General features: G+C 36.3%; 15 protein-coding genes. 14 read left to right on the top strand and 1 reads right to left on the bottom strand.

What is annotated here, in order from left to right:
• The 9 genes from PHD84_05735 to PHD84_05695 all read left to right on the top strand — a co-directional run.
• Positions 1 to 490, top strand: a 490-nt coding sequence (locus tag PHD84_05735) for a F0F1 ATP synthase subunit gamma (GenBank protein ID MDD5637296.1), incomplete at its 5' end; no start/stop codon positions are given.
• A gap of 49 nt (positions 491 to 539) precedes the next feature.
• Positions 540 to 2714, top strand: coding sequence for a cation-translocating P-type ATPase (locus PHD84_05730; GenBank protein ID MDD5637295.1), 2175 nt, complete (start codon positions 540 to 542; stop codon positions 2712 to 2714).
• Positions 2715 to 2765: 51 nt separating this feature from the next.
• Entirely contained in the window at positions 2766 to 6320 is a 3555-nt protein-coding gene (gene nifJ / locus PHD84_05725; protein ID MDD5637294.1) for a pyruvate:ferredoxin (flavodoxin) oxidoreductase, read from the top strand.
• Positions 6321 to 6352: 32 nt separating this feature from the next.
• Complete coding sequence (locus PHD84_05720) at positions 6353 to 7348, top strand: dihydroorotate dehydrogenase-like protein (protein ID MDD5637293.1); 996 nt, start codon at positions 6353 to 6355, stop codon at positions 7346 to 7348.
• A gap of 189 nt (positions 7349 to 7537) precedes the next feature.
• Positions 7538 to 8410 (top strand): prolipoprotein diacylglyceryl transferase, encoded by an 873-nt coding sequence (lgt, locus tag PHD84_05715; GenBank protein MDD5637292.1) that lies wholly within the window; start codon positions 7538 to 7540, stop codon positions 8408 to 8410.
• 158 nt (positions 8411 to 8568) lie between these two features.
• Positions 8569 to 9141, top strand: a complete 573-nt coding sequence (locus PHD84_05710; protein ID MDD5637291.1) for a nitroreductase family protein — start codon at positions 8569 to 8571, stop codon at positions 9139 to 9141.
• Positions 9142 to 9189: 48 nt separating this feature from the next.
• Complete coding sequence (locus PHD84_05705; GenBank protein MDD5637290.1) at positions 9190 to 9894, top strand: TIGR01906 family membrane protein; 705 nt, start codon at positions 9190 to 9192, stop codon at positions 9892 to 9894.
• 26 nt (positions 9895 to 9920) lie between these two features.
• Positions 9921 to 10283, top strand: a complete 363-nt coding sequence (locus PHD84_05700; protein ID MDD5637289.1) for a hypothetical protein — start codon at positions 9921 to 9923, stop codon at positions 10281 to 10283.
• A 51-nt stretch (positions 10284 to 10334) separates the two neighbouring features.
• On the top strand, positions 10335 to 11282 hold the full coding sequence (locus PHD84_05695; GenBank protein ID MDD5637288.1) for a hypothetical protein: 948 nt from the start codon (positions 10335 to 10337) through the stop codon (positions 11280 to 11282).
• A gap of 17 nt (positions 11283 to 11299) precedes the next feature.
• On the opposite strand, the gene murD is transcribed toward PHD84_05695, so the two are convergent.
• The gene (gene murD, locus PHD84_05690) at positions 11300 to 12712 is read right to left on the bottom strand and encodes a UDP-N-acetylmuramoyl-L-alanine--D-glutamate ligase (GenBank protein ID MDD5637287.1); all 1413 of its coding nucleotides are present in this window, start codon (positions 12710 to 12712) and stop codon (positions 11300 to 11302) included.
• A 597-nt stretch (positions 12713 to 13309) separates the two neighbouring features.
• Here murD and PHD84_05685 point away from each other — a divergent pair.
• From PHD84_05685 to PHD84_05665, 5 genes are all read left to right on the top strand, one after another.
• Positions 13310 to 14437, top strand: coding sequence for a DUF3798 domain-containing protein (locus PHD84_05685; protein MDD5637286.1), 1128 nt, complete (start codon positions 13310 to 13312; stop codon positions 14435 to 14437).
• Positions 14438 to 15162: 725 nt separating this feature from the next.
• Positions 15163 to 16290: a DUF3798 domain-containing protein gene (locus tag PHD84_05680; protein ID MDD5637285.1), complete on the top strand. Its 1128-nt coding sequence runs from the start codon at positions 15163 to 15165 to the stop codon at positions 16288 to 16290.
• Positions 16291 to 16389: 99 nt separating this feature from the next.
• Positions 16390 to 18006, top strand: coding sequence for a sugar ABC transporter ATP-binding protein (locus tag PHD84_05675; protein MDD5637284.1), 1617 nt, complete (start codon positions 16390 to 16392; stop codon positions 18004 to 18006).
• Complete coding sequence (locus tag PHD84_05670) at positions 17999 to 19048, top strand: ABC transporter permease (GenBank protein MDD5637283.1); 1050 nt, start codon at positions 17999 to 18001, stop codon at positions 19046 to 19048. Before PHD84_05675 ends, PHD84_05670 begins: the two co-directional genes overlap by 8 nt.
• Position 19049: 1 nt before the next feature.
• Positions 19050 to 20351, top strand: a complete 1302-nt coding sequence (locus PHD84_05665) for an ABC transporter permease (GenBank protein MDD5637282.1) — start codon at positions 19050 to 19052, stop codon at positions 20349 to 20351.
• The last annotated feature ends 58 nt before the right edge of the window (positions 20352 to 20409 follow it).

The following is a 20409-nucleotide window of genomic DNA, read 5'->3' as shown; positions in this document are numbered from 1 at the left end:
GACAAATTATAAGCTTGATTTTCCTAATTTTCGCTATAATCTGGATAGTACCATTCAAGAGGTACTCTTAATAATAGAAAAATGGCGTTTCCAGAAAAGGGTATCACATATCCATCTTTTTTTTAACCGTCCAACAAGCAGTTCTTCTTTTAAACCAGGTCATTTTCAGTTATATCCTTTAGACCCTGATTGGCTCAGGGAGTTGGTAGCAAAGCAATGGCCTTCCCGTTCCATACCATTGTATACTATCCCAGCTGACACTTTGTTTAACCTGGTTATCCGCCAGTATTTCTATATTTCGCTCTATAAAGCGTTCATTGAATCAATGGCCAGTGAAAATGCCAGCAGACTTATTGCCATGCGCAAGGCAGAGCAGAATATTGAAGAACAATTAGAAGAGCTGAATGCCCAGTTTAATAAGCAAAGACAGGATTCAATTACCGAAGAGTTGCTGGACATTGTTGCCGGGTTTGAAGCTCTTACTAAATAATAATTATCGGTACTTCCGGTTTACAAAATGTCAATTAGGAAAGTCATTAATGGATAATAAAAATAATTCAAAAGCAAAAGACTTTAAAAAAAGTATTCAGATTACAGGAATGACCTGTATAAACTGTGCAAGGCGAGTAGAAGAGAATCTTCAAAAAATAGAGGGAGTAAAACTTGCCTCAGTAAACCTGGCTACCGAATCTGCATACCTGATAAGTGACCACCAACTTTCCTTTGAAGAAATAAAAAAGGCTGTGGAAAGTGCAGGATATGGGATTTCAAAGAATAGAGATGATGATTTGGGGCAGAAAAGATTTAAAAAAGTAAGAGAAAACCTAATATTATCCTGGATTATAACACTTCCTTTATCAATCATGATGATTTTTCATATGTTTGGTTATCAAATTCCAGGCTTTGTGTGGATAGAAGTGTTTGCTGTGGCTCTGGTTATCTTTTATTGTGGTAAATCTACGATAAAAAGTGCCTGGATAGCATTTAGACACTTTCATTCTAACATGGATACCCTTATTACTATCGGTTCGATAACTTCTTGGTTAACTGCAATATTAAACAGGTCAGCTTTACCTATAATATCTTTTGGAACGTTAGGTGCCATGATTATGGCTATTCATCTTAGCGGACGTTTTATTGAATCTAACCTGAGAGATAAAGCGGCGAAAGACATCAAGGCTTTAATATCTCTTCAAGCAAAAGAGGCCACGGTTTTGATAGAAAACAAAGAGACTACCTTGCCAATATCAATGATAAAAGTCGATTATCTTGTTAAAGTAAAACCTGGAGAGCGTATTCCTGTGGATGGAGTTGTTATGGAGGGCATTTCGTCAGTTGACGAATCTTTTATCAGCGGAGAACCTATCCCCAAAAAGAAAGAAAAAGAAAATAACGTTATTGGTGGTTCAATAAATCTGACCGGTGTACTGTTGATAAAGGTTACTAAGGTTGGAGAAGGATCGTTTTTATCCCAGATGATACAATTAATCAAGGAAGCCCAGGGTACAAAAGTTCCAATACAAGCATTGGCAGATAGGATAACTAATTGGTTTGTACCGATTATTATTTTCTTAGCAGTGATAAGTGGTATTTTCTGGTATTTTAACCTGAACAATTATCAGTCATTTTTATTAAATGCCAGGGAAATGTTTCCATGGATATTAATTACTGACAACAATTATTCATTTGCAATATTTGTTTTTATTTCAACTGTTGTCATCGCTTGTCCCTGTGCTTTAGGATTAGCCACACCAATGGCACTGGTGACAGGAAGCGGACTGGCGGCTAAAAAAGGATTAATTATAAGAAATGCTGAAGCAATACAGACCTCCAAAGATATAGCATATGTATTAATGGATAAAACCGGAACTATAACGCATGGCAATCCATCAGTAATAAATCATAATCTTAGCCAGGAAGAGATGGATGTGGTGGCGTCAATTGAAAGTAATTCTCATCATCCGTTAGCCCAGGCTATTGCTGGCAACTTGAAAAATTTCAAAAATATTAATAATTTAAAAGAAATTCCCGGAAAAGGAGTTATAGCATATTTTAATGGAATAAAATACTTTGTTGGCAAACCGGAAGAAAGGGAAGAGTATTTACCATATTTTAAAAAAGGTCAAACCATAGTTGAAGTATTAAAAGAAAATGTTAAACTTGGTTTTATTGTTTTAGCTGATAGAATAAGAGGTGAGTCAGAGAAAGCGATTAATCGTTTAAAAGAATTGAACATCACCCCGGTAATGGTAACCGGTGACCATGAGATAATTGCTCGGGTTGTGGCAGATGAAGTGGGCATTGAAAAAATATATGCGGGTATTAAACCTGAGGAGAAGCTGGAAATTGTCAGGAAGTTTCAAAGTACCGGGGAAAAGGTACTTATGATAGGGGATGGAATAAATGATGCTGCCTCCCTGAAAGGAGCAGATATAGGAGTAGCTATGGGAAAAGGTGCTGATTTAGCTATAGACAGTGCTGATATAGTTATAATAAGGGAAGGACTACATGGTCTAATTTATAGTATTAGTATATCTGCAAGTATTTTTAATATTATCAAACAAAATCTTTTCTGGGCTTTTCTATATAATACTCTGGTCATACCCATGGCCATGTTAGGGCTTTTACATCCGGCAATTGCAGAAGGAGCAATGGCTTTTAGTTCCATTACCGTTATTCTGAATTCTTTGAGAATCAGGAATAACTTAAAATAAAACATAAAAAAATAAAAATAAAAATATGATATAAAACGAAAGGAAAGAATAATGACACATAAATTGATTACTTTAGATGGGAATACGGCAGCTGCCCATACTGCCTATCACCTTAGCGAGAATATCACTATTTATCCAATTACCCCTTCTTCTGTTATGGGAGAATTAGCTGATTTATGGGCTTTTCAGGAGAAAAAAAATATCTGGGGAGCAGTTCCCTTTGTAGCCGAAATGCAGAGTGAGGCCGGAGCAGCCGGAGCTGTTCATGGATCTCTACAAAGAGGAGCACTAACTACTACCTTTACTGCCTCTCAGGGATTACTGCTCATGCTTCCCAACATGTTTAAAATTGCTGGTGAATTGACACCTGCAGTATTTAATGTGTCAGCCCGCTCAGTGGCAACACATGCCTTATCTATTTTTGGTGACCATTCTGATGTAATGGCTGCCAGAACTACAGGTTTTGCTTTATTGGCAGCTGCCTCTGTACAGGAGGCCATGGATTTTCCGTTAATTGCTCAGACAGCTTCTCTGAAATCCAGAGTGCCGTTTCTACATTTCTTTGATGGATTCCGTACTTCTCACGAAATATCCAAGGTAGAACTACTGGAAAATGAAGAGATGAAAAAGATGATTAATGATGATCTTATATATCAGCATAGAGCTCGCGCACTTTCTCCGGAACGTCCCTTTATCAGGGGAACAGCTCAAAATCCGGATGTATTTTTTCAGGCACGAGAGGGATGTAATCCTTTTTATGATAAATGCGCTGATATAGTAGAGGAAACGATGAAAGAATTCAAGGAGATTACCGGCAGAGAATATCATCTCTTCCAATATGCAGGCGCTCCTGATGCACAATATGTCATTATACTAATGGGTTCAGGTTGTGAAACGGTTCAGGAAACTGTGGAATATCTGGTAAGAAAAGGTGAAAAGGTAGGCCTGATAAAAGTAAGACTATTCAGACCGTTTTCAGTGAAGCATCTATATAAAGCTATCCCTGAGACCGCCAGGAAGTTATGTGTCTTAGACAGAACCAAAGAGCCAGGCAGTGCAGGCGAACCTTTATACATAGATATCTCATCTGGTATTAAAGAATATATGAGCGAGAATAATATGGAAAGAAGAATAAAAGTATTTGGCGGAAGATATGGATTATCATCTAAGGAATTTACACCTGCCATGGTTATGGGAGTATTTAATGAGATAAAGAAAGATAAGCCCATGAATCACTTTACCGTTGGCATTAATGATGATGTAACCCATAAGAGCGTTCAATACCCAGAACATTTCCATATCGAACCAGCTAATAGGGTTAGAGCCGTTTTCTATGGATTAGGTTCAGACGGAACGGTAAGTGCTAATAAGAGTTCTATCAAAATCATCGGAGAAGAGACAGATAATTATGCTCAAGGTTACTTTGTCTATGATTCCAGAAAAGCAGGTTCATTAACTATTTCCCATTTACGTTTTGGCAAAGATCCTATTCATTCACCATACTTAATTCAAAAAGCAAACTTTGTGGGTTGTCATCAGTTCTCATTCCTGGAAAAATATGATGTCTTGAAATATGCGGAAGACAATGCTGTACTACTGTTGAATAGCCAATATCCTGCTCTAGAAGTTTGGGATAAAATTCCCAAAGAAGTTCAGGAAAAAATAATCAGCAAGAAGATTAAACTATATGCTATCAATGCTTATCAAATTGCCAAGGAAACTGGTCTCGGTGTTAGAATTAACACCGTAATGCAGACAGCATTCTTCCTGTTGAGCAGGATATTGCCTGAGGATGTTGCTATTGCTAAGATTAAACAGTTCATCAAAAAATCTTATGGAACTAAGGGAGAGGCAATTCTTAATAAGAATAATCAGGCAGTTGATTTGGCTAAAGAATCTATTCAGGAAATAAAAGTACCTCCCAAAGCTGATGGTACTATCAGCAAAAAAGAAACTGTTTCTGCTGAGGCTCCCAGATTTGTCCGTGAAGTAACTGCTAAGATGATTGCCCAGGAAGGAGACGATATTCCGGTAAGTGCATTTGAACCTGACGGAACTTTCCCCTCAGGAACTACCAAATGGGAAAAGAGAAATATTGCCCAGGAAATACCTGAATGGGATCCCGAAATCTGTATTCAATGCGGAAATTGTGCTTTTGTCTGTCCCCATGCAGTAATTAGAAGTAAAATCTACTCTCCTGATTTGCTTGCTGATGCACCGGAAAACTTTAAATCTGCTGGCACTAAAATCAAGGAATTTCAGGGGCAAAAGTTTACCCTCCAAATCTCTCCTGAAGATTGTACTGGTTGCGGTTTGTGTGTGGAAACCTGTCCTGCTAAAAATAAGCAAAAGCCTGGTAAGAAAGCTATTAATATGGTTTCGGTAGACAAAATACAAAAACAGGAAAAGAAAAACTGGCAATTTTTTGAAAGCATTCCCTTGGTTGAGAGAGAAAAACTACAGTTTAGTCGTATCAGAGATTTGCAATTTGCCCAGCCCTTATTTGAATTCTCCGGAGCCTGTGCCGGTTGTGGTGAAACACCGTATGTAAAACTTATCAGTCAATTATTTGGAGATAGAATGCTTGTAGCAAATGCAACTGGTTGTTCCTCAATTTATGGTGGTAACCTTCCTGCTACACCGTGGACCTTTAATCAGAATGGACGTGGGCCAGCCTGGTCTAATTCTCTCTTTGAAGATAATGCCGAATTTGGCTATGGCATGAGATTGGCAGTAGATCAGCAGAAGAAAATGGCTATTAACCTATTAGCACAGCTGAAAGATGAAATTGGCGAAAGCCTGGTTAAGGAATTGATAGAAGCTAAACAGACTGATGAAAAGGAAATTCAGAAACAGAGGGAAAGGGTAGAGCAATTACATAAAAAATTACAGAACATCTCTAAAGAAGAAGCCAGACAATTAGATAGCTTAGCAGAAGCTTTGATAGAAAAGAGTGTCTGGATAATAGGTGGAGATGGCTGGGCTTATGATATTGGTTACGGTGGATTAGATCATGTAATTGCCCAGAAACAGAATGTAAATATCCTGGTCTTAGATACTGAGGTTTATTCTAATACCGGTGGACAGATGTCCAAAGCAACGCCTTTAGGTGCTGTGGCAAAATTTGCTGCAGGTGGAAAAGAAATGGCTAAAAAAGACCTGGCTATGATGGCGGTGAATTACGGCCATGTTTATGTAGCGAGAATAGTCTTAGGGGCAGACATGAATCAGGCTATCAGAGTCATTCGCGAAGCCGAAGCTTATCAAGGTCCCTCTTTGATTGTAGCTTATTGTCCCTGTGCTGGACATGGTTATGATTTAAAAAATAGCATAAAGCAACAAAAAGCAGCAGTAGCTTCCGGATACTGGCCTTTAATGCACTATAATCCAGAATTAAAGAAGGAAGGTAAGAATCCTTTTGTGCTGGACAGCAAGGCCCCCAGCATCCCATTAGAAGAATATATATATGCCGAGAATAGATACAGAATCCTGACCTACAGTAAACCTGAAATTGCAAAAGAATACCATAAGAGAGCTCAGGAGGAAGTATTGAATCGCTGGAAAATATATGAAAAATGGGCGAAGGATGAGAATTCTCAAAAATAAATAAAAAGATAGAATAGGAGGATAAGTAAGTGATTGATTTAAATACCAGTTATTTAGGTATGAAATTAAAGAATCCCTTAGTTGCCTCTGCTTCTCCGTTATGTGAGAATATCGAAAACATCAAGCAGATGGAAAAAAGCGGTATTGCGGCGGTAGTCTTGCATTCACTATTTGAAGAGCAAGTTATTCTACAAGAGAAAGAACTTGATTATGCCTTAACTCAAGGCACAGAGAGTTATGCCGAATCTTTGAGCTATTTTCCTGATGCGAATGATTACCATTTTTCACCTGATGAATATGTAGAATATATTAGTAAAGTGAAAAAGGCTGTCGATATACCGGTTATCGGCAGCCTAAATGGCATATCTAATAGTGGTTGGATTCGTTATGCTAAAAAGATTGAGGAAGCTGGCGCAGATGCCTTGGAGCTAAATATTTATTATTTACCAACCAGAGTTAATATTTCCTGCCAGGAGTTAGAGAAAATTTATCTTGATCTGGTAGGGGAATTAAGACAAAATATAAAAATACCCATAGCGTTAAAACTCAGTCCCTATTTCAATTCAATTGTTCACTTAGCCGAAAAACTGGTTAGGGAAGGAGCCAATGGATTGGTATTATTTAATCGATTTTACCAACCTGATATTAATTTATTAGAGATGTCAGTTATTCCTAATCTGGAATTAAGTACCTCTTCTGAATTGCGATTACGATTAAGATGGATAGGAATTTTGTATAATAAGGTTAAGGCCGATTTAGCAGTTACTGGCGGAGTTCATACAGTGGAGGATATTCTAAAAAGTATAATGGCAGGAGCTCAAGTAACCATGATGACCTCAGCGTTATTAGAAAGAGGAATTCCTTATATCGAAATGCTTATAAAAGGTACTGAAGAATGGTTAAGAAGGAATAATTACCAGTCTATTAGTGAATTGAAAGGCTTATTAAGCCATCAGAATGTGAAGGAAACAGATGCTTTTGAAAGAGCAAATTATATGAAGGTGTTACAGTCATATCATCTTGAATAATTCGCTCTATTGTTTATAATTGTTTAAAATATTTAAAAATATCTGGGTAAAAAATAGATTAAAAACATTATTATCTATTATAATAAACCAGAAATTATATTACGATATACTAATATAGAAGGATTTCAGTGCAGTGAAGTCCTCTGACAATTCTGAATGATACCTATTAATAGCAGAAAGGTTGATTAGATGGAACAAGTTATGGCAATAGGCTGGTGGGCGCATATTCCTGAGTATATTAATCCAGTGCTGATATCTTTTGGTCAGTTTAAGATATACTGGTATGGACTTATGTATCCGGTGGGTTTTTTAACTGCCTTTTTTCTGGTAATATATCGTATTCGTTCTGAAAAATTGATTTTAGAAGAATCTATGGTTTTCGATTTTCTACTCTGGGCTATTATCAGTGCTGTCCTTGGCGGCAGGGTAGGACATGTTGTCACCTCTGATTTGGGTTATTACCTGGCAAATCCCTGGAAAATTATTTTACCTTTTGATTTTTCGGAAGGTTTGCGCTATACCGGTATCCTGGGTATGTCTTATCATGGTGGGGTGATTACCCTGGTCCTGGCATATATATTATTCTGCTATATTCGTAAATTTAACCACTGGCAATTTGCAGATATAGTTGTTCCGGCAATTCCTGCTGGATATACCTTTGGAAGAATTGGTAATTTTATTAATGGAGAATTATATGGAAAGGTAACCATTCTGCCCTGGGGAATGTATTTTCCCGCTGATCCCACTCATCAATTACGACATCCCAGCCAACTGTATGAAGCATTTTTTGAGGGAATAGTCCTTTTTATTATTTTATGGAGCTTACGTAAAAAGAAATGGTTTAATGGTTTAACTCTAAGTGTCTATCTGATAGGATATGGAATAATTCGTTTTGTTATTGAGTTTATCAGGGAGCCATCCGGAATGGTAAAATTATATCTGGAATTTATGAATCTTGCACAGGTCATGTCTTTGTTGATGATTGTTGTCGGTCTGCTTATCATATTCATTAGAAAAGACAAAACTTATTTACCCATAGTCAGGGAGGGAGAGAATGAATAGCCAATTCTTAATTTTTTTAGCTATCATTGCTTTAGTGGCTTTACTTTTTAGTGATGGTTATCTAAATTTATGAAACTCAGATATTAGTCAGTGCAATTACTATACTGAAGGATTCAGTATCATTAGGTAAATTTAGGTAAAAATTAAAGGAGGGAATCATGTTAAGTGATTTAATAAAAAAAAGTCGCAGTTATCGTCGTTTTGATGAAAGCAAGAAGATAAGTAAAAAAGAGCTTGTAGATTTAGTTGATTTAGCAAGATTATCTCCTTCTGCAGCTAATCGGCAGCCGCTAAAATACTATTTATCCTATACAAAGGAAAGCAATAAACTTATATTTAGCACTCTTGCCTGGGCTGCTTATTTGAAGGATTGGAAAGGACCTGCCCAGGGAGAAAGACCTACAGCCTATATTATTATTTTAGGTGATAATAACATTGCTACTAATTTTGGTATAGATCCTGGTATAGCTGCCCAAAGTATATTACTGGGTGCCACTGAGAAAAGCTTAGGAGGTTGCATATTTGGTGCTGTAGCTCGCGATAGATTGAGAACTTTGCTTAATATATCTTCTCAATATGAAATTCTATACGTACTGGCAATTGGTTATCCGATAGAGAAAATTCAGATCGATGAAATAGGTTCACATGGAAATATCCAATATTGGCGCGATGAAAATCAAATGCATCATGTACCCAAAAGATCTCTTTCTGAAATAATCATCTCCCAATAGCGGATTTTCCCGATAATATAAAAACATAATATTTAAAGGAATAATGAGGTGGATAACCTGCGTATTATATTCTATTTTATATTTATAATCTCAATCCCTATATTATTGATTTCTTCGGCAGTAGTTTTGGAATTAGACTTTCTACCTTTTTATGAGTATGCTTACCAGAAATACCATATTAGCGAAGTAACTGGTTTTACCAATGACCAATTAATGGTGATTACCCGTCATCTGATTCAATTTTTTAACGATAAAGTAGCCCATGCTCAGTTGATGATAGAAAATAATGGTAAACCAATGTACCTATTCCACGTCTATGAAATAGAACACCTAAATGATGTGAAGGTGCTTTTCCACTATGCATTTCAGGTTTTAATCGTTACTCTTTTATACTGTTTAGGTTATCTTCTTTTTACCATGGTAAGCCGAAATAGAAAGAAATGGTATTATTTTTGGAAGGGATTAAGAAATGGGAATATCTTAACCCTTGGTTCGTTGCTTGGTTTGGGAATTGCCATATTTTTTGGTTTTCATAATCTTTTTACCAAGTTCCATTATCTGGTTTTTGGAGATCCCCGGAATTCACCATGGATGCTGGACCCCAAAACCGATTATTTAATTAGGATGTATCCTCTTAATTTCTGGCAGGATGCTGTAATACTGGGAATTGGTATGGTTATTCTTACCGCTCTGCTTTTAATCTTTATTAGCAGTATTGTTCTGATTAGTTATCGTAAAAGGATTAGATATTAGAGAATAATGTTGAACAGGAATAGGTTATGGTGACCATTATTTTATTACTGACCATTGTTGCTACTGCAGTACTGGGTACTTTACCATTGTTTGGCCCTATCCTTTCAGGTGCTTTAGCCGGATTTATGGCTGCTAAGAAGGAACCGGCTTTAGTGATTGGTTTTTTGGGAGCAATAATTGGTGGAGTGTTCTGTAGGATTCTTTTTTCCTATTCTGAAAATACCTGGCATCAAAACCTAATAACTCTTTTTGGTAGTAGAGCTGCCCATTATACAGAAATTATTATTAGGGGGAATCTTTTTTCCCTGGTACTTTATTTTGGCTTAATAGGTCTTATAGGTGCGTATGCTGGGATTTTCTTAAGCAATAGAAGAAAGAAAGTGCAATAATATACAATAGGTAAGTTTCTTTAAAATCTAAAGAAAGGAGAATAGCAAATAATGTCCTTAGCAATTAATGCTACCATTCCAGAAGGTCTTGTTCTGGCAGCAGATAGTCGTCAATCATACCGCAATCGTAAAGGCATGGCTAGAATTGGTAGTGATAATGCCTCAAAACTTTTACAGTTAAGCGGAAAAATTGGTATTGCCGTTACCGGACTGGCTTTTTTGCCCGAGAATGGTATACCAAAGAGCATTGGTAGTTATATTAAGGAATTTGTCCAGAGAAATCAAGTAGATCAAAACTCGGTAGAAAGTAATGCTGACCGGTTAATACATTTATTTGAGGAAAAATATGATTGGCAGAATCAATTAATACAAGCAGAGGAGCGCATAAAGAATGAATTGGTGTTGCAACAATGTAAAGTATTAGAAATAAAGAGAAAAGAATCCTTCATTGATTTTCGTTATATAGATTCCCATGGTCATACCAGGAGCGGAATAGGGAGAATTGACCCTATCAGTTTCATTATTGCCGGTATTAACAGTGATGATTCCTTTCAGGTTTTTACCTGTCAAATACCCGGTGATAAAAAGAAGAACAGAGATAGTAAGGAAAGGGGAAGAGAGTATGGGGCGAACTGGATTGGTCAGACTGATGTGGTATCCAGGATTGTTCTGGGATTTGATGGAAGAATAGGTAACTTACCCTTTATGGAAGAGATAGGCAACAGTATCGACAAAGAAATAATTGGGCAGCAACTTCACAACCTGGAATATGTCATTCAGTGGGGAACCATGACCCTTCAGGATGCCATTGATTTTTGTACTTTAATGATTGAAACGACTTCAGCTATTCAAAGATTTTCAGATGGGATTAAAGCAAATCCAGGTGACCTGCCGGGAGTAGGTGGATTGGTTGAAGTGCTAACTATCACACCGGAGGAAGGTTTTAAATGGATTCGTAAAAAGAAGATTTTGGTACATGATCATCTTCAAATAGAATAAAAGTAAAAAAGTTATTTTTAACCGGTTAATTTATTAATAGCAAGTCGGAAAGAATTCCCTCTTTCAAATTCATTCGAGAACATACCGAAACTGGTAGCTGCCGGTGAAAGAATGATGTTTGTTCCTGGAATTGCCTTCTGATAAGCTTTTTGGACAGCCTCAGACATAGAATAACAGAGTTCAGTTTTATTATTTAGCTTAAGTTTTTGGAAATTGTTCCAGATGATTTTAGAAGCATTATATGCTGGATGCTGCAAAATCATTATATTAATAACGTTTTTCTTCCTTTTAATAGTCTGGCACAACTTATCATAGTTTAGTTTTTTATCTCTCCCTCCCAGAATCAGGATTAATGGTTCTGCTTCTAATGATTGGATAGCAGCAATAGTGGCATCAGGAGTTGTGGCACAGGTATCATTGTAAAAATTAATTCCATGGAAGGTTTTAATCTTTTCTAATCGGTTTGGTACACCTGGGAAGGTCTTTATACCTTCCTGGATGGAAGTTAAAGGAAGTTTGTAGATAAAAAAGATATTTGAAGCAGCCAGTATATTACTAATATTATGAAGACCGGGGATTGGAATATCACTGATAGTGCAAATTTCTGTTAATCCATTTTTTGATTTAAAGATTAATCTATCTTCTTCAAGATAACTTCCTTGAGTTACTTTGTTTTTGGTGCTGAACCAGAAAATGTTTGTTGGAGTTTCTTGAGCAATATTTCTGGTGATAGGATTATCCAGATTGGTAATCAGATAGTCAGATTGATTCTGAAATTTGTAGATTAATTTTTCAGAACAAGCATAATCAATAAAACTGCCATATCTGTCTAAGTGATCAGGTAGAATGTTGGTTAAAACGGCAATATGGGGCTGAAAGGATATTTGAGAAAGACCTTCCAGCTGCCAGCTGGAAATTTCTAATAAAACAATTGTGTTGGATTTAATTTCAGGTAATATATCAAATACAGAAATACCAATATTGCCGGCATGGACAATATTCTTTTTAGACTGATAAAAAGTATGATAAATTAGATTGGTAACCGTGCTTTTACCCTTTGTTCCTCCCACAGCAATTAGATTTCGAGAAGGGCAAATTTTAAGAAATAAAGATAAATCCGTTTCAATGGGAATACCATGAGTTCTGGCAACTTGTAAATACTTTGAATTATGTGGGACTGCTGGATTCTGGATTATCATATCAGTATTAACAAAATCCTGAATTCGATGCTGGCCTAAGACGAATTGGATATTGTTGTATTCCTTTAATTTATCCAATGTTTCTTGTAATTCATATCCTGTTTTAAGGTCAGTCACCAGAACATGTGCACCTGATTTTGCTAAAAACCGAGTAACACCTAAGCCACCCTGGTTTAAACCCAATCCCATTACGGTAATCTTTTTGTTTTCCAAATCCATTTCTTTTCTCATTGCCTTTAAAATCATCCCTATTATTAATAATATTACTATATCAAATCAATCAAAAAAAGAAATAATTTTTTTCTAGTTATTTTAGTTGGTAATTTCATCATGATATTTAAAAAATTTATTATTTATACTATAAGGTAATAATTTTTTATGAGGGAAGAGATATAAATAATGATAGAAATAGTTTCATGAGATATAATAGTAAGTACTTTATATAGCTTTCTTTTTTTAGCATTTAAGATAGAGAGACAATAGTAGTCATTGACAAGTAATTAATTATTTGAATATAATTATATCAGAAGTGAATAACCGTGAGATAAAACCTGTTTGAATTTTTATTAGTCTTAAAAGTGATGGCCTTTTTATAGATTATCTCTGTTTATTAATTTTTAAATATACAAAACATAAAGGTAATTGAAAAATCACCTATTTTGATTCCTACATTTTGCATTTCTTCTCTTTGCAGCAGTTATTCTGAAAAAGAATAAGATTATAAGGAGGTGCGATATTTAAGAAATATTAATAGATTATAGTTATCTTTAAATTTTAGAAGGGATTTAAAGTACCCAAAAAATTAAAAAATAGATTTGGAGGAATTAAATGAATAGTTTTAGAAAATATTTGGTTCTGGTTTTAGTAACAGCAATTGTTTTATCAGTGATGACCTTTTCTGCTCTGGGACAGGATAAATGGAAAATAGGTATTATGACTGGTACGGTTACTCAAGGAGAGGAAGAGTTCAGGGCAGCACAAAATGTTCTGGCTAAATATGGATCAGAACATATAATAGTAATGACTTACCCGGATAAGTTTATGGATGAACAGGAAACCACCATTGCTAATATGGTAAGTATGGCTTCAGATCCGGATGTAAAGGCATTAATTATTTGCCAAGCAGTTCCGGGAACTTCACCTGGTATAGACACTGTAAAGGAGATTAGGGATGATCTTCTCATTATAACAGCGGTACCCCATGAAGATCCACCGGTAATATCAGCCAGAGCTGATCTAGTACTTGCTTCTGATGAGCTGGGAATGGGCATTACAATTCCCAATCAAGCAAAGGCTCTGGGTGCAAAAGTGTTAGTCCACTATTCCTTCCCCAGGCATATGTCTTATCCGCTTCTTTCGGCAAGAAGGGAATTAATAAAGAAAACATGTGCAGAGATTGGTCTGGAATTCGTAGATGCTACCTCTCCTGATCCTACTGGTGATGCAGGTATTTCAGGGTCTCAACAATTTATACTGGAAGATGTTCCCAGGATGGTAGATAAATATGGCAAGGATACTGCCTTTTTCAGCACAAACTGCTCGCAGCAGATTCCCCTAATCAGTGCCGTGGTGTCAACCGGAGCTATCTACCCACAGCCCTGCTGTCCCTCACCTTACCATGGATTTCCCTCGGCTCTGGGTATTGAAATACCGGCAGATAAACAGGGAGATATTGATTATGTAGTCCAGGAGATTACCAGGATTATGGCAGAAAAGGGAATGACCGGAAGGACTTCTACCTGGCCAGCACCGGTTGCTATGATGTTTATTGAAGGTTCCACTGAATATGCAAAATCCTGGATTGAAGGCCAATTCACAGAAAAGGTATCTTTACCAAAACTGGTTGAAAAATTTAAGGAATACGCTGGTGTCGATATCAATCTAAAGACTTTGGAAGAGAGCGGAGTTTCCTACGATAACTATTTTGTCGTATTACTAGATTTCCTCACTTTCTAATCTTTTAAACCAGGATATATAAAGCTATATAACAGCTGAGGGCTTTAAAAAAGGTAAGGCTGCAAAAAGCGGCCTTACCTTTTTACTTTTCTTCGAATCTGGAGAAATAATAGTACACAGGGATAACAGAGACATGATAAGCCATCATTAATACTTTCAATTTTTAATTTTAGATTAAAGGGCAATAGATTTGACTTACTAATTTTTAATTGATAATAAATAACACAGTCATTGACAAATTATTATTTTTTTGAATATAATAAAAATATATTTAAAGTAATACAATATTTAAAACCTAACAAATTTTTTAAGATTTAGAAGCACTACTCTTTTGTAAATATTCAAAGCCGTCTATATTATTTTAAAGCAGTAATTTTAAAATTGTTGATAAAAAAATCAAAAGAGGGAGTCAGGCAAATAAAATAATGCACATATGTTATTATAGGTTTAAAGCCCACTATAATTCTGACCAAAAAGAAAATTTACTCCGAAAAACCTTCCCCAATATGAAAAAATTAGAAATCATCAATTTTATTTTTTATAGAATATTTATAACTTTTCCAATTTAAATATTTAAAACATAACTTTTTATTCAATTAGCAATTAGAATAATATCTAAAATAAGGGGGTGTAATATCAAAAATAGTTGTGTTTCTAATTATCTTTAAATTTTAGAAGGGATTTAAAGTACCCAAAAAATTAAAAAATAGATTTGGAGGAATTAAATGAATAGTTTTAGAAAATATTTGGTTCTGGTTTTAGTAACAGCAATTGTTTTATCAGTGATGACCTTTTCTGCTCTGGGACAGGATAAATGGAAAATAGGTATTATGACGAACACGGTTACCCAGAATGAAGAAGAGTATAGAGCAGCACAAAATGTTCTGGCTAAATATGGATCAGAACATGTAATCCACATGACATTTCCTGATAAGTTTATGGACGAACAGGAAACTACCATTGCTAATTTAGTTAGTATGGCTGCCGATCCGGATTTAAAAGCATTAGTGATTTGCCAGGCAGTTCCGGGAACAGCTCCGGGTATAGACAGCGTAAAGGAAATAAGGAATGATCTGCTTATAATTGCCGGACAGCCTCAGGAAGATCCTCCGGTAATATCAACCAGAGCCGATATAGTATTACAACTGGACGAGATGGGAATGGGTGTGGCAATCCCCAATCAAGCGAAGGCTCTGGGTGCCAAAGTATTTGTCCATTATTCCTTCCCCAGGCATATGTCTTATCCGCTTCTGTCAGGTAGAAGAGAACTAATGAAGAAAACATGTGCAGAGATTGATCTGGAATTCGTAGATGCTACCTCTCCTGATCCTACTGGTGATGCAGGTATTTCAGGTTCACAGCAATTTATACTGGAAGATGTTCCCAGGATGGTAGATAAATATGGCAAGGATACTGCCTTTTTCAGCACAAACTGTTCTCAACAGGTGCCTTTGATTAGTGCTGTGGTGTCAACCGGAGCTATCTACCCACAGCCCTGCTGTCCCTCACCTTACCATGGATTTCCCTCGGCTCTGGGTATTGAAATACCGGCAGATAAACAGGGAGATATTGATTATGTAGTCCAGGAGATTACCAGGATTATGGCAGAAAAGGGAATGACCGGAAGGACTTCTACCTGGCCAGTTCCGGTTGCCATGATGTTTATTGAGGGTTCCGCAGAGTATGCTAAGGACTGGATCCATGGAGAATTCAAAGAAAAAATGAATATTCCCATACTCATGGAGAAATTTAAGGAATATTCCGGTGTTGATGCTAATCTGACCCAGCTGGAAGAAGGCGGCGTTAAGTATGATAATTATTATGTAATACTAATGGATTTCCTTACTTTTTAATTTCTTATACTAAGATTGTCAAGAAATGAAGTTTATAGCAAAAGGTAAGGTTGCTTCTTGTAACCTTACCTTTTGATTGGATAAGAAGGTGATAACCGAATGGCAGAAGAGTATGTATTGCAGATGAAAAATATCCAGAAAGAGTATTATGGCAATAAAGTACTGAAAGGAGTAAATTTATCGGTTAACAAAGGAGAAATCCATGGCCTTATTGGAGAGAATGGTGCCGGTAAGTCTACCCTGATGAATATACTTTTTGGCATGCCTGTTATTCATTCTACTGGTGGATATTCGGGTAATGTCTACATTAATAGTAAGAAAGTAGATATAAAATCACCCTTTGAAGCAATGAACATGGGCATTGGTATGGTACACCAGGAGTTTATGCTCATACCCAATTTTACCATTACCGAAAACATAAAACTTAATAGAGAGATTACCCAGGATAACTTAATTAGTAAAGTATTTAAAAGTGAAAGACTAAAAACTCTCAATAGCAGTGCTATGGCTGAAGATGCCAGAAAAGCCCTTAATAGAGTAGGACTCAATATTGATGAATGGGTGACCATTGCTGGGCTACCTGTGGGATATATGCAGTTTATAGAAATTGCCCGGGAAATTGATAAGACCGGCATTAAGCTTTTAGTATTTGACGAACCTACTGCAGTACTTGCTGAGAGTGAAGCCAGTAATCTTATATCAGCCATGAAAAGATTAGCTGAGACAGGCATAGCTATTCTTTTCATCACACATAGGCTGAGTGAAGTTATTTCCGCAGCAGATAATATTACTGTTTTACGAGATGGTGAGCTAGTAGCAGTCAAGGCAAAAAAGGATACAGATGTAATAGAACTGGCTGAGATAATGGTGGGAAGAAAAATTGATCTAAAAGGAAAATCTGATCAGTCCAGGGAGCATAAAGATAAAGAGGTAATTCTGGAAATCAAGAATTTACAGGTTGATATGCCCGGAGAAAGGGTGAATGAGGTAGATTTAAGTATTTATAAAGGTGAAATTTTTGGTATTGGCGGACTTGCCGGACAGGGTAAAGTCGGCATTGCCAATGGAATTATGGGTCTTTATCCCAGTAAGGGTGAAGTGTTTTTTAAAGGTGAGAAGTTAGATTTGAACAATACCAGGGGAGCTATAAATAAAGGCCTTGCCTTTGTTTCAGAAGATAGAAGGGGAATGGGATTGTTGTTGGATCATTCTCTTGAACTAAATATTGTGATTACCGCTATGCAGAATAAGGGTAAATTTTTGAAGAGATTCGGGATTTTTAGTCAATTAGATAATAAAGAAATAAGAGAATATACGAATAAAATGATCAGAGATTTAGATATAAGATGTATACGACCACAGCAATTAACAAGACAGCTCAGTGGAGGTAATCAACAGAAGGTTTGTGTTGCCCGAGCTTTAACCCTGAATCCTGAAGTATTGTTTGTTTCTGAACCTACACGTGGTATTGATATAGGTGCAAAAAAACTGGTTCTTGATTTACTGATTAAACTAAATACAGAATTAGGTATGACTATTATAATGACTTCCAGTGAATTGGTAGAGCTACGATCTATCTGTGATAGGATTGCTATTATATCTAATGGTAAGGTTGAAGGAATACTTAAACCTAGCAACAGTGATCGAGAATTTGGTCTGATGATGGCAGGAGAATATAGAAGAATGCAACAAGAGGAGGCCATGATTAATGATTGAATTAATCAAAAAATATATCAACAATATTGGCCTTCCCAGGCTTATTATTACCCTACTTTTTATTGGCATTTGTGTCACAGCCGTTATTATTGGTTTACCTGTAGGTTTGCTGGCTTCTGATGTAATCAGGAGATTTGGAATGTTTGGAGTGCTTGCTCTGGCGATGGTGCCGGCTATTCAATGTGGTACCGGCCCCAATTTTGCCTTACCTATTGGTATCATTTGTGGATTACTAGGTAGTCTTATGACTATTGAATTTAGGCTGACTTCGCCAGTTCTTGGTTATGGTTTTATTTCAGCAGTGCTTATTTCTTTGCCTTTTGCCATAATATCAGGTTGGTTATACGGTATTCTTCTTAATAAAATCAAAGGTTCTGAAATGCTGGTGGCAACCTACACCGGTTTCTCAATTGTGTCTTTTTTACAGATAGGGTGGGTGACCTTACCTTTCACTCATCCGGAAATGAGATGGCCTATCGGCAAGGGCTTAAGAGTTACGGTATCTTTAGAGTCAACTTTTGGAGAGGTCCTTAATAGATTATGGGGTTTTAATATCGGAGGAATATATATACCAACTGGGCTATTACTATTTTTCATCGGGTGTTGCTGGCTGGTATGGCTTTTTTCCAGAAGCAAAAGCGGTATTGAAATGGTTACAGTAGGAGCTAATCCAAAATTTGCTGCAGCAACCGGTATCAATGTAGATAAAAACAGAATTATTGGAACTATTCTATCAACAATAATTGGAGCAGTTGGTATTATAGTATATTCACTTAGTTTTGGTTTCCTGCAATTATATTTAGCACCCCTTTATATGGCTTTCCCTGCCGTTGCAGCTGTTTTAATCGGAGGAGCCTCCACATCCAAGGTAAAAATATCACACGTCATTATAGGAACTTTTTTATTCCAGGGGCTATTAACTGTTGCTTTACCGGTAGCAAACCAGATGTTCCCGGAAGGAAATCTCTCTGAAGTGCTAAGAATGATAGTCCAGAATGGGATAATCCTCTATGCGCTTACTAAGATGGGGGGTGAATCATAAAATGGCTCAAGTTAATCAAATTAAAATAGCTCAACCAAAACTATTAGTAAAAATAAGGAGACTACTATTTGATAATAGTGTTCCCTTATTATTTATTGTAATCTGCTTGGCAGGAGTATATTTCTCAAAATTACCTCTGGTGTTTATTTTGAATACCTTACTCTCCAGAATAACCAGAAACTCTTTTCTGGTTCTTGCCCTTGTTATTCCGGTAATAGCTGGTTTAGGTCTTAACTTTGGAATTGTAATTGGAGCAATGGCTGGACAATTTGCTATCATCATTGTTACTCACTATAAAATCGCCGGCTTTCCTGGTTTTATGATGTGTCTTTTGCTGGCAACTCCCATAGCAATCCTTTTTGGGATAATAACCGCTATGCTGCTTAACAGAACTAAAGGGCAGGAAATGATAACCAGTATGATTGCTGGATTTTTTGCCAATGGAGTTTACCAATTTATTCTTCTTTTTCTGGTCGGAACACTAATTCCAATAAAGAATCCAGATCTGGTACTCAGCAGAGGAATTGGTATCAGGAATACTATAGATCTGGCAACTGAGACTGGACTGAAATATGCTCTTGATGATGTGTTTAAATATCCCCTGTTTAATGTTTTGGTTGCAATATCTATAGCGTTATTAATAGGTCTATGTATAGATTATTATTTAAAAAGAAAAAAGGGTTATGAGGGAATAGATAATTTTAAATTTACTACCCAGATTATCATTATGATATTCGTTCTCGCAGCAAGTCTATATATAATTATGACCGGATCAATTTTAAGAACAGTGAAGCTTCCAATTGTAACTTCTTTATTTATAGCAGCACTGTGGAGTTTTAATGAATTGATTATGAAGACTAAATTAGGGCAGGACTTTAGAACAGTTGGTCATGATATGGAAATTGCTAAGATATCAGGAATAAACGTAGAGAGAACAAGAATAATTGCTATGGTTATTTCTACTGTTTTTGCTGCCTGGGGACAGATTATTTTTCTTCAGAATATTGGAACCCTTTCCACTTATGGAAGTCATGTGCAAATAGCTACCTTTTCAATTGCTGCGATACTTTTGGGAGGAGCATCTGTTACTAAGGCAACTAGTGGTCAGGCCATTCTGGGTATAATTTTATTTCATACCTTATTTATAGTATCACCTAAGGCTGGAAACAATCTTTTTGGAGATGCCCAGATTGGAGAATTTTTCAGAGCCTTTATTTCTTATGGAGTTATTGGAGTTGCTTTAGGACTACATGCCTGGAATAAAAGGATTCAGGCCATGAGAAAACGTCTTGAAATTGTTTAGAAATAGGAAATAGGAATAGGGTATTTAAAAATATAAATATAGATTGAAGGGGAATAGG

The sequence above is a fragment of the Atribacterota bacterium genome, from assembly GCA_028717805.1.
Taxonomy (GTDB): Bacteria; Atribacterota; Phoenicimicrobiia; order Phoenicimicrobiales; family Stramentimicrobiaceae; genus Stramentimicrobium.
Note: the sequence above shows the minus strand (reverse complement) of the source record. Positions and strands in the feature narration are given on the sequence as shown.